This is a genomic window from Pseudomonas sp. microsymbiont 2, from assembly GCF_054788395.1.
Genome location: NZ_CM139112.1, coordinates 3257162 through 3272107, shown reverse-complemented (window position 1 = coordinate 3272107; position 14946 = coordinate 3257162). Strand labels below are relative to the sequence as shown.

The following is a 14946-nucleotide window of genomic DNA, read 5'->3' as shown; positions in this document are numbered from 1 at the left end:
CATGCACCCTCAGCGCCGTACCTACAGCAAATCTTTTAAAGCCCAAGTCATTCAGGAGTGTTCTCAGCCTGGCGCCTCCATCGCCAACATAGCCTTGGGCTACAGCCTCAATGCCAACCTCGTCCACAAATGGATTCGGTTGCACAATCAGAAAACCGTGGCGCTTCAGCCTGCGTTCATCCCGCTGCACCCTCAGATGCTCGGCGTCGGATCGCATACCCAGCCCTCCAGTATTTGCCTTGAAATCCAACACCCGCGCACACCCGTCAAGATGACTTGGCCAGTGGACAGCGCCGCCGTCTGCGCGAGTTTTCTTCGAGAACTGTTGCGGTGATTCGCATCGACACCATCTGGCTCGCTACCGAGCCGATGGACATGCGCGCTGGCACTGACACCGCCATGGCCCGCGTGATTTTGGTGTTCGGTGCGGCGCAGCCGCACTGCGCTTACCTGTTTGCCAACCGCCGCGCCACTCGCATGAAAGTCCTGGTACATGACGGGCTCGGTATTTGGCTGGCGGCACGCCGGCTCCATCAAGGTAAGTTCGCCTGGCCAAGTGTTCGGCACGGTTCGCAGATGGAGCTGAGCGCCGAACAACTGCATGCCTTGATACTGGGGCTGCCTTGGCAAAGAGTTGGCCCTGGAAACGCCATTTCCATCCTCTAAGCCAAGTCATGCCCCATCCGGCAGTGCAATTGTCCGATCAGTCTGTCGTCCTGTTTACGCTGATCTGGCAAGATCGGCGGCATGACTTCGATCCCCGACCTCGACCAACTGAACCCCGAACAACTGCGCGTTCTGGCGGCGCAGTTGTTACAACGTGTCTCGGCGCTCGACGAGCAAGTCGAGACGATGGGCAAGACCGTTCAGGTCATGGACAAGAAGATCCATCACGACAAAACGCTGATCGAAAAACTCAGCCACGAGATCGCCCAGCTCAAGCGCTTCAAGTTCGCCAAGCGTAGCGAGCAAATGAGCCCTGAGCAGGCCAGCTTGCTCGATGACCTTATCGATACCGATATCGCCGCCATCGAAGCGGAACTGGAGTCGCTGCGGGTCACGCCGGCACCCGGCCAAGAAAAGCAGAAGTCTAAACGTCGTGCCTTACCGCCCGAGTTTCCCCGCACGCTGATTCATCATGAACCGGACAACACCGATTGCACTTGTGGCTGTGCACTCAAACGTATCGGTGAAGATGTCAGCGAGAAGCTTGATTACACACCAGGCGTATTCACCGTGGAGCGCCACATCCGTGGCAAATGGGTCTGCGACAATTGCGAAACGCTGACCCAGGCCCCGGTGCCGGCGCAGGTGATCGACAAGGGCATCCCGACTGCTGGTTTGTTGGCCCATATCATGATTGCGAAGTTCGCCGACCATCTACCGCTGTACCGTCAGGAAGCCATGTTTGGCCGCGTCGGCCTGGCTATCCCACGCTCGACGCTCGCTCAATGGGTGGGCGCTTGTGGTGTGCAGTTAAAGCCGCTGGTCGATGCGCTGCGTGAGGTAATGCTTGAGCAACCGGTCGTTCATGTGGATGAAACGCCGGTGCAGATGCTCATGCCGGGCACCAAGAAAACCCATCGCTCTTACGTCTGGGCTTACGCCACCAGCCCGTTTTGCGAAACCTCGGCGGTGGTTTATGACTTCAGCCTCAGCCGTGCCGGCGAGCATGCGTGTAACTTCCTGCAAGATTGGAAGGGCAAGCTGGTCTGCGATGATTTCGGTGGTTACAAGGCCAGCTTTGAACTGGACGTGACTGAAATCGGCTGCATGGCCCATGCCCGGCGCAAGTTCTTTGAACTGCATGCGACCCACAAAAGCACGCTGGCTGAGCAGGCCTTGCGTTACATGCAGGTGTTGTACGAAATCGAGGGTGAAGTCAAGGATCTGGAGCCGGACACGCGCCGCCGAATACGGCAAGAAAAGGCGGTACCGGTGATGGACGCGTTGCACGCTTGGATGGTCGCCCAGCGCGATATCGTGCACACCGGTTCGGCCATCGGCAAAGCGCTGAATTACAGCCTGAAACGCTGGACGGCGCTGTCGCGCTACCTCGATGACGGGGCTGTACCCATTGATAATAGTTGGTGCGAGAACCAGATACGACCCTGGGCGCTGGGGCGCAAGAACTGGCTCTTTGCAGGGTCGCTACGCAGCGGCAAACGCGCCGCTGCGATCATGAGTTTGATCCAGTCGGCGCGCATGAATGGGCATGATCCGTATGCTTATCTCAAAGATGTGCTAACGCGGTTGCCGACGCAGCGGGCGAGTCAAGTTACTGAACTATTGCCTCATAACTGGCAGTCGATTTGTCCAAACCGAGACGCTCATTCACTCGCGAGTACCGGACGCTCCAATACGGAGGGCACCTGATTGCCTGAACAAAAGATAGCTATTCGCAATGCGACGGATCAAGACGCTCTGTGTATCGCGGTACTTGGTATGCAGGTGTTTCTCGACACCTATGCTACAGAGGGGATTCGGGGTTCTATCGCACAAGAAGTCTTGGACTCGTTCTCACCAGATAACATGTCAAAGATAATTGCTAAGCCGGACACTTTTATTATTGTCGCGGAGGTTGACGACCACCTAGTCGGGTTCGCGCAGGTGGCGATGAATACTGGTCATGATCTGATTTCTCATCCGAATCCGTCCGAGTTGCAACGTCTTTATGTACAAGAAAAATTCACAGGAAGAGGAGTTGGATACAGATTGCTCGAAGAGGCTGAGAAATATGCCTACCTTGGCGGCGCATCTCTACTCTGGGCCACCGTCTGGATTGGAAACTGTCGTGCGCTCACGTTCTATCCACGGCAAGGTTATAAACACCTAGGATCGCCCTCGTATACTTTTCAAAACGAGACTCACGAGAACCAGTTATTTGGGAAGATTTTGGGCTAGGAAACACACATCTCCTTTGCCCACTCAGCTCTGCAATCTCTGTTTTTTGTCCGACCACCTTTCGTCAAAAAACGGCAGGAGCAGCGAAGCGACAGCGTGGAAAGCATGCCCCCCTAAATTCCTACGTCGAACTGTCCCACAAGATGCATTGGCCGTACGCTTACCGCCCGATAAAGGCGCAATCTGCATAATCGCAACCTGAGCCTAGAGCTTCATGGGTAATGGGTCATTGCGTCCAGCTGCTTTTCTGCTGCCAAGAGACGCTCGAAGCGCAGGACGATCAGCTTTTTTAACAATCAAATCTGCCATGGCGAGGTTAAACAGGGAGAGCAAGCTATTTTGAGGATGTCTGGCTCGCATGGGAGTTGAGTGACGTAAGGCCAGTCACACACCTGTGACCATCCGGGCAGCACGGGGTATCTACGAGGTAGATTTCCTACTCCCAGAAAAACGCTGAACATTGAGCAAGATGTGTTGGGCAGACGCTTAGCCATCGACTGCATTGGGCTTCTTGGTGTTCGCCATGGCCCTGGCCAGCGACGTAGCGGTCGACCAGTCTTGCTGTCTATTGCTCATCAAGAAGAAGGCTGGCCACTTCTACGAGGCCACCAGCCTTGCCCTGCTGATTGCCAACAGATCAATTCGTTGTCCTAAACAGTCTCTATCATTAGGATTGCTCCTCTACTTCCGAACTAAGGAAGCCCCAGCCTCTGCGTAAGTAATTTGACGCCAATCCCTAGTGCGATTTCTGTGGTAGAACGCAATATTTCTTTTGCTCCTGATTTAGATGCATTAGCCAATTTATCTCCCAGTGATTCGCTAGGTTTGAGCGAGTCAGGGGTGGCCTGCAGAACCTCCAGCCCCTTAGCTGTTAACACCGCGTTGTTATAACCCCTCAAGACATTTTTTTGATCATCGCGATCCGCTGTCAAATATCCGGTTGTGATGAGCCAGCCGACGGTGGAGTGAAAAAAATCGAAATCATTCCTATTGTCTAGCGACGGTGGGCAGTCAGCTGTTATGCCGTCAACGTACTTGGCCTCGACTCCAGTTGCGTTTGGCCAGAGACTGGTTGGCACGGGGAAGGATAGGTAAAGGCAAGCAAAGATTTTTCCCGTCATTTCATTGAAGCGCGCGATGTTTTCTAAGGGCATATAGCTATCCAGTGCGGCGGGGTCATGATTTATGAGATTAGCGCAAGCTTAGAGTGCTGGCCCGTGCGAGCGAGCTTCGGAGTCTCATCAGCCAATAATCAGTGCATGCTTAACCAAGGAGTTGCGAGCATGGAGCTATTTCAGCGCCTGCTCGAAAAACTCGACTGGGCTATCGCGGGCCTCATTGGGGCCGTGGTCGCCAGTTGGTGGCACCGTGACGACCTGACCGACCGAAAGGCCTGGTTGTTGTTCCTGTCCACGGGCGCCGCCTGCGCGCACTACCTGACCGGTATGGTCAGCGCCTACTTCGGAATCGTAGAACCTCGGAGCGTTGCCGGCGTCGGCTTCCTCCTGGGCACCTTCGGCGGCTCTCTCATTGCCGCCATTCACCGTGCAATCAAAGCCGCCGACCTTTGGTCTCTGATCAAGTCCAGGTTTGGGGGAGGTGCGGGATGATCCTCGAGTATCTCAATACAGAATCGTCTGGGATGATCGGCATCTGGGCGACCTGGTGCGTGCTGAGCGGGAAAGTGCGAGATGGGGTTATCGGCAAGATCATCTACGCCGTTATCGCGCTGAGCGGGTATGCGGTGCTGGCTCGCAGCGATCGGATCTTCTTCGCGCCCTCGATAGCCGGGACGACCCTGTTGGCCTTCCTCGCGCTGGCCGGAGCCCGTCACATCTTCATGGTTATCTGGTGGCAGCGAGTGAAGGTATGGCTCTGCCACGCCCTGCACTGCGAGCACTGCCTGAAGGATTGCCGATACGGGCCGGCTGGCATCGAGCGGCGCAAATCGTAGCGCGTCACAAATTCGAGATGCGCCGTTTCGTGGCGCGGAGAAACGCATGACCACCATCGCATACAAGGACGGCGTGATCGCCTGCGACTCCCGCCAGACCCGCGGCGGTGCCATCGTTTCGGATAACGTGGTGAAGTGCCAGGTAGTGGATGGGGTGAGCTTCTTCCTGTCCGGCGCCGTGTGCGATGAGAAGGCCCTGATAGCGGCCTACTTCGGCACGCCTTCGCTTGTCCCGGTCGAGTGCTCGGGTTATGTAGTGGATGGTGGCAGGCTGCAGATGGTAGGTCATGACGACAAGACCGGCGTATGGCGGCAGGACCTCGACCCGGCCAACCCGGACGCGATCGGCAGCGGCTCGGCCTATGCCCTGGCAGCAATGGATATGGGCGCAAACGCCGAAGAAGCTGTGCGTGCCGCAATGAAGCGGGACATCTACACCGGCGGCAAGGTCGTGACGTTTCGCGTAGCAGGGTAGGTGTGCCGCAGGTGAGTGCGGCAGGTAGGTAGCCTACTTTTTGAAAATCACGTTCGCGCTGACGATTAACTGGCCATTGATCGTTACCTTGCAGTCGCGCCCAACCTCGGTTTTTTCATCTGTGGCAAGTACAGGGTTGCACTGCAGAAACACCTTCTTGCCTCGGTAGTCGCGAGTAATACCAGCAGTCGTTGTGCTTGCAGGCTCTTTCATGAATTTTCTATTCCATGGGCCAAAGTAGATCTCTGGCTCACCGCCGCCGAAGAAGCCGGACTCGGGTGTAGCGCAGATAGTGCCTTCCATCCTTTCGCCATCAATGATGTTTGCGTCCGTATAGCAAGAGATCAGGCCTGAGCCGGTGACCAGATCTGTTGGCCCTCTGTTGATCCATGTAGGCGCCGCCACACATCCGGCCAGAGTTACTGTGGCAAGCGCGAACGCCAAGATAGAAACGCTTTGAACGCGGAACATGGAATGAGTATCCCTACATTTGAAAGGACGCACTTAATACCGGCATCAAGCCATCATTTCAAGCTCAAGGTGAACCATGGATAGGCCACACCTTCCGTTAGCCAGCTGGGGTAGAGCACCCATCTATCGAACTCGGGTACGTTCTCGGCCACCCAGACATCCTGTTTCAGCACCCCAGCGGCAGATGGCACGGCCCAGGCTGTCGAGCGCGACGCGTCATGCTCAGGGTTGCCGCTCTTGCCGCGAGCGTCGGCGTGTCCTGGGCAGCAGGGGGAGACGATGCCGATGTCGGTGCGCGGAACCTTGGCCCAGTTGGCCTGGCGCAGGTCCTGGCACACGTGTGCGGTGTCTTTGTGGTTGGCTGCGTGCCACTTCACCGCTTCAAGCCAGCGGCGCGCGCGCCGCTGCTCCATCCACCGAGGCCGGCGAACAGGTAGATTGCTGTTGTCATGAGCACCTCGCCGGGTCGGCGTTATCGTTGAATAGGGGAAGGCGCTGGCGGACAGCGCCGTGAAGTGATTCGTGGTGATATGCTTCGCCGCTTACCCAACAAGGAGAGTGGTAATGGGGTTGCGGGAGAGGCATAAGGCTTTGCAGGAGTGGCTTACGCCGAGTCGCCGCCGGCGCACTGGGATCACGCTGATCGTCGCCTGGGTATCTGTGACGATGGTGTGGCCAAGCAGCAACTGGGCTTGGATAGGTGGGCCAGGTGTGTACATGTTCTTCAGCGCTTGGCCGGCTGAGCTTCACGACAAGCGATGAGGCGCTGGCGGCCAGCGCAGTGTGTGATTCGTTGGGCGGGCGGCATGCTCCGCTGCCTGCCAAACAAGGAGAGTGGAAGTGACGCAGCGTGAAAAGGGACAGCAGTTTTGGGACGCTCTCCCGCGTTGGTACAAGTTCGTGATCATCGGGACAAGCCTTTTTGGTACCACCTATGGACGCTGGTACATCGATGAGTGGCTGTCATGGACGCCACTTTTCTGGGGAATAGTGTTGATAGTTAGCATGCTCTACTGCCGATTCCGGGATTCTCGGCTGCGCCTGAAAGCGATGGCGGACCCAACGATCACTGCAGAAGCTACTGCGGAAGATCTTTCTGCCAAGTAGCGCTACAGATGTGGCACTGGTGAGTAGCGCCGGCTGGTCAGGCGGTAGGTTTCCGGCGAGGAAGTAGTCCCATGCGGCTTTGTCGCCCTGAGCCACGTACCATTTCCGCCCCTGGCCATCTTCGGCTTCGCTGACCGAGCCGCCGCACTGGGCGTCGGGGAAGGTGAGTCTCGCGCTGTAGCCACAGTACGGGTAGCTGCCGGTGAATTTGGTGAAAGTGACGCCCGGTTGAGCAGCGACCACCCGCTTCTTGAATTCTTCGAACCTGGCGTTCCGCGCCGCCACCTGACGCTCGTGGCCTGCCTTGCACTCCGCTGAGTAGTAGACGACGCGCCCATCGAATACTAGATCCAGCGGGATATAGTCCCCAGTCTCTTCATCCTGTCGTGTGGCATCGCTGTCGCACTTGGTGGCGCAGTGGTTGCAGTCGAACCACCCTCTGGCGTCGTTGTAGGCTTCTGCCGGGATGCAGCGCTGGTCGGCCCACTGCGCGCGGCGGCAGGAAACGGCGCCGAAGTCAGCGTCGATCTCGTCCGCGCCCTGGCGCCTGGCTGCGGCGTTCGATGGGGCGAACTGGATCGTAGATTCCTTGGGGTCGTCGGTCTCTACGGTGTAAGCCAGCAGGATGTGGTGAAAAATACTGGCTAGGAGCTATAGACAAGCTAAGGTTGGATTGCGCTCGGCTTTAGGTTTCCCGGCACTCTTGGATTAAGTTTTTTGCTCTCCTTGCAAGTAGATGTACGGGAAGAGGGTGCCTGTGCATGCCTACTAGGGGAGAAAAATCCTGGTGGGGTTGGGCGCTGATTTGTGACATTCGTTCGAGTGAACCGGGTCTGGCTATGAAAAAGGAGTTTTCGTGGTGTATTCACAGGTCTTAAAGAAGATCGCAATGCATATGCCCGTCCTGTCTGGCGTATTGGCAGAGCGGGATCGCCTACGTAGTGAGCTACATTCGGCCAGTCAAGAACTTAGCTTGCTGCACGCTGCTGTAGAGTCGGGGAAGAATCGGGGGTACTGCCACTGTTGCAGGCAGGAGACCCGTTTTGAAATTCAGGGTGATTGGTTGCGCGACCAATATTTTTGCGCTAATTGTTTTTCTATTCCAAGGCAGCGCCATATCCAATACGTATTGGATACTTATTTTTCAGGATGGGATGGGATGAACATTCATGAGTCCTCGCCATCAAATTCATTTATCTCAAGGAATTGCCAGGGGTACTCATCTTCTCAGTATTTAGAAGGCATCAGCTTGGGTGGTTTGGCGGCTGGGGTTCGCTGCGAGAATCTCGAATCGTTGACTTTTGAGGATGGCTCATTTGATCTGTTTATAACGCAGGATGTATTTGAGCATGTATTTAATCCTGACTTGGCATTGCAGGAGGTCATGAGAGTTTTGCGACCCGGAGGGGCACATGTTTTTACTGCGCCTAAGCATAAGCATATAACCTTGAGCCGTCCTAGAGCCAGGATGGTTGCCGGGAGTGTCGAGCATATGCTGGAGCCCGAATACCATGGCAATCCTGTAGGTGATGGGCGTGCATTAGTTACTTGGGATTATGGTGATGATTTTGAGGAGCTAATTAGTAATTGGTCTGGGTTTTCTGCGACAACCTACATGACTCGAGATCGCTCGCTAGGGTTGGATGGTGAATATCTCGAGGTTTTTGTTATCAGGAAGGCGGCTGTCGCCTGAAATTTTTCTTTGGCTGTATAGTTTCGTCATGCCTGCCTCATGATCTGGCGTTGCGCCAAGCCCAGCCGCGTGCTGGGTTTTTGCATCCAGCACCGCCCAGCACCTGGCTATGCTAGATTGCCCGCCTCAACAAGGAGGGTGGCATGCGTAAACTGATTGGGCCGGCGGTATTGATGATGCTCGCGGGTTGTTCGACAACGCCTGTTTCAGAAGATCATGCGAAGCAGATTCCGCCTGATCGCATCTACGATCAGGCACTGATGAAGCCCGTTGCAAAAGACGAGGCCATGGTCACGTTCCTGCGCGACGAGGGTTTCTACGGATCCGGATGCAGTCATGTGGTTTACGTGAACAACCGCAAGGCGTTTGCAATCAGGTCTGGCGAAGGTATTCGCATCCATCTGGTACCTGGGTCTTATTTCTTCCGTCTGGAGACAGGGGCAGGGATGTGCCCCAACATTGCCACGTCCCAGAACTCGGAACTCAAGCCTGGCGCCCATGAGGCTTATCGCATCCTGTTGCCATCGGATGGAAGTCTCAGGCTGACGAGAATCCAGTAGGCGCGCAGCACAGGGATAGCGAAGACCTCTGGCGTCCACACTGGATGGCCGCTCAGCCAGGTGGTACGCTCGCCGCTTGATGATGGCGGAAGGCTATTATGTTGAGAGTTGTGTCGGCATCACTGGTCTTGTTTTGTCTTTTCGCGAGTCAGACTGCTTCAGCCTGGTACAAGGTCAATGGCGTGCCCATGTTCAAACCCGAGGAGATCCGTCACTGCGAGCTGGTCGCAATGGATGCGATCGATATCATGGCGTCGAGGCAGTTCGATGAGCCGCTGGCCGAGGATGTCGGGGTACAGCCGAGCCAGCTCAGGGAAGATTACAAGGTACTGTTCACCGAAAAAGCCAAGGCTTACCCGGTCGGTGCCACTCAGGAAGAAAAGCATGAGGCGCTTCGCCAGTTTCTGGCATTGGCCAGGCTCACCTGCAGAACGGATTACATGAATTCGACCCCTCCAACCGAAGTCAGGTGAATACCCGGCATGCCCCTGCCGGGCCCACGTTTCGCCTGTACGTCAAGTAAAAGAACAAGAAGACCGACGCCTGTCGGATTCGCCTCTATTCCTAATTACCGCTGGAAGGTGGTTTCACTCAGTTGACGGTGAGTTGGGCTCGCTTGCGCGCGCCCATCGCAGCCGACACCGTCGGTGCCGACTGCTGTTATTACCCGGCGTTGCTCAGCGTGCGAACGACTCTATCGGGAACAGTTCGACATGCGCGAAATCCACATCGTTGTGCTGGAGATAACGGCTGTTGCCGAACTGCTTGTAGGGGCGACCGGAGTCCAGCTCTGCGGGGGCCTGCGGGTTAAAGAACTTGTCGTGATGGTAGACCGGTACTCCCAGCGGGGTGGTATGCATCACGAAGCTGAACCGTGTCTTGCTAAAGTCCTGGATGGCGCCACCGCCATGGGGCAATTGCGGGTGCCAGATCACGGTGTCCCCGGCGTTGACACAGACCTGTTCCTTCTCGATGCCGGCCTGCGCGCAGAGGCGTTGGACTTCGGCCTGGAAGTCGCTCCATAGCTCCGCCGAGCTGCTTGGAACCTCGGCCAGGCTGGGGTAGTTGGCCAGGGCAATGGCTGTGCGGTCTGGCTCGGGGATCTTGTGTCCGCCGCGCATGACATTGAGTGCACCGTTTTGCTCGTTGGCATCCTCCAGGGCAACCCAGACGCCCAGGTAATACATCTCCGGTTTAGTGGAAAAGTATGGCGTGTCGCGATGAATATCCTGTGCCGAGCCACGCTCGTAGAACAACGAGGTGTAGAGGCTGGGCGTGGCATCGAACATTGCCTGCTGCACCTTGTAGGCAATCGTGTTCTGCTCGAAGAGTTTCAACAGGTCAGTGAAGGCAGCATGCAGATTCGCAATACGTGGGTAGTGGCCGTCAGCATCCAGATACTTCGAGAACTTATCGCTGTTCTTGCGCGCGAAATCCTTGAACTTCTCGATCAGCTCAGCGCATTCTTCGCGGCTGAATGAGTTCCTGATAACGGTGAAGCCGTCTTCCAGAAGATTTTTTACATGAGTCCTGACGTCCGGCTCCAAAGTCTCGAGGCGCCGTCCGTGATCAACATTCGCCATGAACCAGGGCGTTCTACCCTTCACTGGGCTTTCGAAAATCATCGAGCAGTATCCTATGCGGTGGTTGAAGTGCCATCATGCGACCGCATCATGTTGGATTTGCCCAGGCTAGTCAAAACGAGCGCGGGCACCGCAGCGTCGTTCTCTTGCGCCAGATCGAACAGCGAGCATTGCGAAAGGTCCTTTTCTGTCTATAACATGCGACCCATTCTCATTTGAGTCAGGTTTCTCCGTGCCCGCATCCGACACCAGCAAGCTCGGTTTCTTTTTCAGCGACCACCATCGCTGGCTGCTGCAGCATGTGCAGCGGCAACTGCGCAACCGTCCGGACGCTGAAGACACTGCGGCCGAGACCTTCTGCCAGCTGCTCGCCGCACGGGTCGACCCGGCGACCATCGAGCAGCCTCGTGCTTATCTCTCCACCATCGCCCGTCGCTTGATCTTCGACCGTCACCGCCGTCGACGCCTCGAGCAGGCTTACCTCGAGCGGCTGATGCTGCTGCCCGAGGAACTGGCGCCTTCGCCGGAGCAGACGCACCTGCTTCTGGAGGCCCTGCATGCCATCGACGCCAGCCTGTCCGGCCTGCCGCTGGTGGTGAAGAAGGCCTTTCTGATGTGTCAGCTCGACGGCCTGACCTACGTGGAGATCGGCCGGCGCCTGGATCTGTCCGAACGCACGATCGCCCGCTACATGACCCAGGCCCTGCGCCAGTGCTACCTGAGCGCGGGGGCGCCATGAGCCGGGGAACACTGGACCCGGTCGCCGAGCAGGCCATCGCCTGGATGGTGCGCCTGCGCTCGGGGCACGACGATGCCCGACAACAGGCTCTGTTCCAGCAATGGTTGGTGCGCGATGCCGCCAACGCCGCGGCCTGGGAGCAGCTGCAGCGCGGCCTGGGCCGTCATTACGACGTGGTGCGCGGGGCACCGGATGCGCTGCGCAATACCCTGTTGCAGCCGGAGCTCGGACGCCGTGAGCTGGTCCGTGGGCTGGCCGGGCTCGGTCTGTTCGGCGGCGGTTTCTGGCTCGCCGCGCGCAGCGATACCGGGCGGACGATGATGGCCGATCTGCGTACGGGCACGGGTGAGCGGCGCAGTGTGTCATTGGCCGACGGCAGCCGGTTGATGCTCAACGCCGGCAGCGCGGTCGACCTCGACTTCAATCGCGAGCGGCGGCTGCTGAGGCTCTATCGGGGCGCCCTCGTGGTGCAAGTGGCCGCGGACCCGGCGCGCCCGTTCATCGTACGCAGTGCCCAGGGCGACGCGCGCGCCCTGGGTACGCGGTTTTCGGTCGAGCAGTTGCAGAGCACCACCCGGGTGGTGGTACTTGAGCACGCCGTGCGCGCCTCGCTGCCCGGTGGCACGCAGCTGGACCTGACCGAGGGCCAGGCTGCCATGCTCCATGCCCGGCGCATCGAGCCGCTGTCTGCAGGGCAGGGCTATCGGGTCGACTGGGTCGATGGCCGGCTCAGCGTGCTGGACGAGCCCTTGGCGGCAGTGATCGAGGCCTTGCGCCCCTATCGTGATGGCTTCATCCGCGTCAGCCCGAAGGTGCGTGACCTGCGTGTGCAGGGCGTGTTCCCCCTGGATGACAGCGAGCGCACCCTGGCCGCGTTGGCGGAGACCATGCCCATTCGCGTCGAACGCTATGGGGCGTGGTTGACACTGATCGACGCGCGATAAGTGCGAGCGCGTACTACTTGCGAGTGGAAATTTTTCTCATTCGTGTCAGGTTTTTCTTGCTCGTCACACCTTTCTCCTGACAACAGCAAAAACTTCAGGAGAATCCACGTGCTGAAACCCTGGCCACTCGCCCTCGCCATCGCCCTGGCCACCGCGCCCACGGCCTTCGTTCGGGCCGAAGGCGCTGCCCAGCAACAGCTGCAGCGCTTCGATCTGCCGGCTGCCAGCCTGGCGCAAACACTCAACGTCATCGCCCGTCAGGGCGGGCTGGTGCTGTCGCTGAGCCCATCCCTGGTCGCCGGCAAGCAAGCGCCGGCGATCCAAGGCCAGATGAGCGCCCTGCAAGCCTTGCAGCAGGCGCTGGCCGGTAGCGGCCTGCAACTGATCGTGACCGGGGGCCGGACGGTCACCGTGGCGCCGGCCGTCGATGCCAAGGGCGCGCTGGAGCTGGGGGCGACCAGCATCAACAGCACCGGGCTGGGGGAAACCACGGAGGGTAGTGGTTCCTACACCACCGGGGCCGTGACCATCGGCAAGACCCCTCAGTCGCTGCGTCGCACCCCTCAGTCGGTGACCGTGGTCACCCGCAAGCTGATGGACGACAAGAACCTTGTGTCCCTGGACCAGGTGATGGCCCAGACCCCAGGCATCACCCGCGCCAACCGTGGCTATGGCAACCACCATTTCAGCTCGCGGGGATTCGACCTGACCGATGAAAGCTACATGGTCGATGGCGTGCCCGGGCAGGCGTACGCCTACACCGGCTGGATGGTCCCGGACATGGGGATGTTCGACCGCGTCGAAGTGTTGCGCGGCGCCTCCGGATTGCTGGTGGGGGCGGGCAACCCTGGCGGCGCGGTGAACCTGGTGCGCAAGCGCCCGACCGTGGATCCGCGTCTTTCGATCACCACGCGAGCCGGTTCCTGGGACTACTACCGACTCGACGTGGACGCCAGTGGCCGGCTCAACCCCGAGGGCACGCTGCGTGGTCGCATGGTGGCTTCCTATGAGGACCGTGGTTCGTTCATCGATGTCACCAAGTCCAAGCGGCCTTTGCTGTACGGGATCGTCGAAGCCGACCTGAGCGATGCCACCACCGTTGGCCTGGGCCTGCGCCGTCAGACCTCGCGTATCGACGGCTACAGCGTGCTGGGCCTGCCGAACAACCCCGACGGCAGCAACCCACACCTGAAACGCTCGACGTTCCTCGGCCAGGACTGGGCCAAGCTGCAGACCCGCACCGACGAGGTGTTCGCCGACCTCAGCCACCGCTTCAACGACGACTGGAGCGCCAAGCTGGCGCTGTCCCACAGCGAGAGCGCGTTCAACCGCACGGTCATCGAATGGGGCGCGGAGGATACGCTGGAATATGGCAGCCCGACGGGGCCGATGATCAGCGGCACCAACTTTCACAAGTTCGATGTCACCTCCAATGCCGTCGACGGTCACCTGGACGGCGAGTTCGAGGTCTTCGGCCTGAGCCACCAGGTGACGCTGGGCGCCAACTGGTCGCGGCGCAAGATGAACGACAAGGACGCCACGGCCAAGCTGGCCGATCCGATCCCGCTGGATGTGTTCGATCCCAATCATCATCTGTTTCCAGAGCCTGACCGCCATGGCTGGGATGCCAAGGAAGACACCACCGACACTCGCTACGGCACTTACCTCAGCAGCCGTCTGCACCTGACCCCGGACCTGAGCCTGGTGCTCGGCGGACGCCTGAGCTGGTTCAAGACCGAGGTGTGGGATGGCACGCGGCTGTCGGTCAACGAGCAGAAGCATGAGTTCACGCCTTTCGTCGGCACCCTCTACGACCTGAACGATCAGTGGACGTGGTACGCCAGCTACGCCGACATCTTCATGCCCCAGGCCAATTACCGTACCGTCGGCGGCCGCATGCTGGACCCGTCGGTGGGGTCGAACTACGAGACTGGCATCAAGGGTGAGCTGTTCGACAAGCGTCTGAACCTGTCCTTCGCGGTGTTCTACATCGAGCAGGAGGATGTTGCCGTGCGCGATGTCGCCAATACCGGCGAGTGCCCGTCGGACCCGGCCGGCCGCTGCTGGCTCAATGGCGACGGCATCAGCCGCAGCAAGGGCTTCGAGGCCGAGGCCAGTGGCGAGCTGCTGCCGGGCCTGCAAGTGGCGGCCGGCTATACCTTCAACACCACCCGATCGGCCGCCGGCGGGCCAATCTCCGCACAAACGCCGAAGCACATGCTGCGCCTGAACACCAACTACACCTTGCCCGGTGAGTGGCGCCGCCTGAGCATCGGCGGTGGCGTCTCGGCGCAGAGCGCCTATGTCGACACCTACAACGGCGTGAGCAACAGTGGTCGAGCGATCTTCGACGCACGCGCCGCCTACAAGCTCGACGAGCACTGGACGGTGGGCGTGGACATCGAGAACCTGCTCGACCGCAAGTACTTCGACTCCACCGGCTACTGGACGCGGGGCACCACCTATGGCATGCCGCGCAGCTACATGTTCTCGTTGCGCGGCGACTTCTGACGCGG

General features: G+C 58.8%; 18 protein-coding genes. 14 read left to right on the top strand and 4 right to left on the bottom strand.

The features are described 5' to 3' along the window. Position 1 precedes the first annotated feature (1 nt). From tnpA to ACYUME_RS14530, 4 genes are all read left to right on the top strand, one after another. Positions 2-334 carry an IS66-like element accessory protein TnpA gene (tnpA, locus tag ACYUME_RS14545; protein ID WP_460415341.1) on the top strand — a complete coding sequence of 111 codons (333 nt, stop codon included), beginning with the start codon at positions 2-4 and terminating at the stop codon, positions 332-334. Next, on the top strand, positions 331-666 hold the full coding sequence (gene tnpB, locus ACYUME_RS14540) for an IS66 family insertion sequence element accessory protein TnpB (RefSeq protein WP_460415339.1): 336 nt from the start codon (positions 331-333) through the stop codon (positions 664-666). Before tnpA ends, tnpB begins: the two co-directional genes overlap by 4 nt. 81 nt (positions 667-747) lie before the next feature. Then, positions 748-2376 (top strand): IS66 family transposase, encoded by a 1629-nt coding sequence (gene tnpC / locus ACYUME_RS14535; protein WP_460415337.1) that lies wholly within the window; start codon positions 748-750, stop codon positions 2374-2376. Positions 2377-2445: 69 nt separating this feature from the next. Beyond that, positions 2446-2904 (top strand): GNAT family N-acetyltransferase, encoded by a 459-nt coding sequence (locus tag ACYUME_RS14530; protein ID WP_279880138.1) that lies wholly within the window; start codon positions 2446-2448, stop codon positions 2902-2904. 692 nt (positions 2905-3596) lie between these two features. Here the strand turns inward: ACYUME_RS14530 and ACYUME_RS14525 are convergent. Beyond that, complete coding sequence (locus ACYUME_RS14525) at positions 3597-4058, bottom strand: hypothetical protein (RefSeq protein WP_460415336.1); 462 nt, start codon at positions 4056-4058, stop codon at positions 3597-3599. Positions 4059-4187: 129 nt separating this feature from the next. Here ACYUME_RS14525 and ACYUME_RS14520 point away from each other — a divergent pair, with 129 nt between their 5' ends. Genes ACYUME_RS14520 through ACYUME_RS14510 form a run of 3 tightly spaced genes read left to right on the top strand, consistent with a single transcriptional unit; the run spans position 4188 to position 5333 of the window. Continuing rightward, positions 4188-4514: an MFS transporter gene (locus ACYUME_RS14520; protein WP_460415334.1), complete on the top strand. Its 327-nt coding sequence runs from the start codon at positions 4188-4190 to the stop codon at positions 4512-4514. Further along, entirely contained in the window at positions 4511-4858 is a 348-nt protein-coding gene (locus ACYUME_RS14515; protein ID WP_460415332.1) for a hypothetical protein, read from the top strand. Before ACYUME_RS14520 ends, ACYUME_RS14515 begins: the two co-directional genes overlap by 4 nt. Positions 4859-4904: 46 nt before the next feature. After that, positions 4905-5333, top strand: a complete 429-nt coding sequence (locus ACYUME_RS14510; RefSeq protein WP_460415330.1) for an Ntn hydrolase family protein — start codon at positions 4905-4907, stop codon at positions 5331-5333. 33 nt (positions 5334-5366) lie between these two features. Here the strand turns inward: ACYUME_RS14510 and ACYUME_RS14505 are convergent, their stop codons facing one another. Together ACYUME_RS14505 and ACYUME_RS14500 are read right to left on the bottom strand one after the other, a co-directional pair. Beyond that, complete coding sequence (locus ACYUME_RS14505; RefSeq protein ID WP_279886092.1) at positions 5367-5804, bottom strand: hypothetical protein; 438 nt, start codon at positions 5802-5804, stop codon at positions 5367-5369. 53 nt (positions 5805-5857) lie between these two features. Next, the gene (locus tag ACYUME_RS14500; RefSeq protein WP_460415328.1) at positions 5858-6142 is read right to left on the bottom strand and encodes a hypothetical protein; all 285 of its coding nucleotides are present in this window, start codon (positions 6140-6142) and stop codon (positions 5858-5860) included. A gap of 502 nt (positions 6143-6644) precedes the next feature. Here ACYUME_RS14500 and ACYUME_RS14495 point away from each other — a divergent pair. From ACYUME_RS14495 to ACYUME_RS14480, 4 genes are all read left to right on the top strand, one after another. Beyond that, on the top strand, positions 6645-6911 hold the full coding sequence (locus tag ACYUME_RS14495; RefSeq protein ID WP_460415326.1) for a hypothetical protein: 267 nt from the start codon (positions 6645-6647) through the stop codon (positions 6909-6911). 889 nt (positions 6912-7800) lie between these two features. Then, positions 7801-8604, top strand: coding sequence for a class I SAM-dependent methyltransferase (locus ACYUME_RS14490; RefSeq protein ID WP_460415324.1), 804 nt, complete (start codon positions 7801-7803; stop codon positions 8602-8604). Positions 8605-8747: 143 nt separating this feature from the next. Then, positions 8748-9164: a hypothetical protein gene (locus tag ACYUME_RS14485; protein ID WP_460415322.1), complete on the top strand. Its 417-nt coding sequence runs from the start codon at positions 8748-8750 to the stop codon at positions 9162-9164. A 188-nt stretch (positions 9165-9352) separates the two neighbouring features. After that, positions 9353-9637, top strand: a complete 285-nt coding sequence (locus ACYUME_RS14480) for a hypothetical protein (protein ID WP_279886102.1) — start codon at positions 9353-9355, stop codon at positions 9635-9637. A gap of 204 nt (positions 9638-9841) precedes the next feature. Here the strand turns inward: ACYUME_RS14480 and ACYUME_RS14475 are convergent, their stop codons facing one another. Beyond that, the gene (locus ACYUME_RS14475) at positions 9842-10789 is read right to left on the bottom strand and encodes a phytanoyl-CoA dioxygenase family protein (RefSeq protein ID WP_460415320.1); all 948 of its coding nucleotides are present in this window, start codon (positions 10787-10789) and stop codon (positions 9842-9844) included. 190 nt (positions 10790-10979) lie between these two features. Here ACYUME_RS14475 and ACYUME_RS14470 point away from each other — a divergent pair, with 190 nt between their 5' ends. The 3 genes from ACYUME_RS14470 (at position 10980) to ACYUME_RS14460 (ending at position 14941) form a co-directional block, all read left to right on the top strand. After that, positions 10980-11486, top strand: a complete 507-nt coding sequence (locus ACYUME_RS14470) for a sigma-70 family RNA polymerase sigma factor (RefSeq protein ID WP_279886106.1) — start codon at positions 10980-10982, stop codon at positions 11484-11486. Continuing rightward, positions 11483-12430, top strand: a complete 948-nt coding sequence (locus ACYUME_RS14465; RefSeq protein ID WP_460415318.1) for a FecR family protein — start codon at positions 11483-11485, stop codon at positions 12428-12430. The genes ACYUME_RS14470 and ACYUME_RS14465 overlap by 4 nt, the downstream gene beginning before the upstream one ends. A 108-nt stretch (positions 12431-12538) precedes the next feature. After that, a complete protein-coding gene (locus tag ACYUME_RS14460) occupies positions 12539-14941 on the top strand; it encodes a TonB-dependent siderophore receptor (RefSeq protein WP_460415316.1) in 2403 nt (800 codons plus the stop codon). Positions 14942-14946: the final 5 nt, after the last annotated feature.

Coding starts and splice junctions, on each gene's coding strand:
- tnpA (WP_460415341.1), top strand. CDS start 2: ATGCACCCTCAGCGCCGTACCTACAGCAAATCTTTTAAAGCCCAAGTC.
- tnpC (WP_460415337.1), top strand. CDS start 748: ATGACTTCGATCCCCGACCTCGACCAACTGAACCCCGAACAACTGCGC.
- ACYUME_RS14530 (WP_279880138.1), top strand. CDS start 2,446: ATGCAGGTGTTTCTCGACACCTATGCTACAGAGGGGATTCGGGGTTCT.
- ACYUME_RS14525 (WP_460415336.1), bottom strand. CDS start 4,058: ATGCCCTTAGAAAACATCGCGCGCTTCAATGAAATGACGGGAAAAATC.
- ACYUME_RS14520 (WP_460415334.1), top strand. CDS start 4,188: ATGGAGCTATTTCAGCGCCTGCTCGAAAAACTCGACTGGGCTATCGCG.
- ACYUME_RS14515 (WP_460415332.1), top strand. CDS start 4,511: ATGATCCTCGAGTATCTCAATACAGAATCGTCTGGGATGATCGGCATC.
- ACYUME_RS14510 (WP_460415330.1), top strand. CDS start 4,905: ATGACCACCATCGCATACAAGGACGGCGTGATCGCCTGCGACTCCCGC.
- ACYUME_RS14505 (WP_279886092.1), bottom strand. CDS start 5,804: ATGTTCCGCGTTCAAAGCGTTTCTATCTTGGCGTTCGCGCTTGCCACA.
- ACYUME_RS14490 (WP_460415324.1), top strand. CDS start 7,801: ATGCATATGCCCGTCCTGTCTGGCGTATTGGCAGAGCGGGATCGCCTA.
- ACYUME_RS14485 (WP_460415322.1), top strand. CDS start 8,748: ATGCGTAAACTGATTGGGCCGGCGGTATTGATGATGCTCGCGGGTTGT.
- ACYUME_RS14480 (WP_279886102.1), top strand. CDS start 9,353: ATGTTCAAACCCGAGGAGATCCGTCACTGCGAGCTGGTCGCAATGGAT.
- ACYUME_RS14475 (WP_460415320.1), bottom strand. CDS start 10,789: ATGATTTTCGAAAGCCCAGTGAAGGGTAGAACGCCCTGGTTCATGGCG.
- ACYUME_RS14465 (WP_460415318.1), top strand. CDS start 11,483: ATGAGCCGGGGAACACTGGACCCGGTCGCCGAGCAGGCCATCGCCTGG.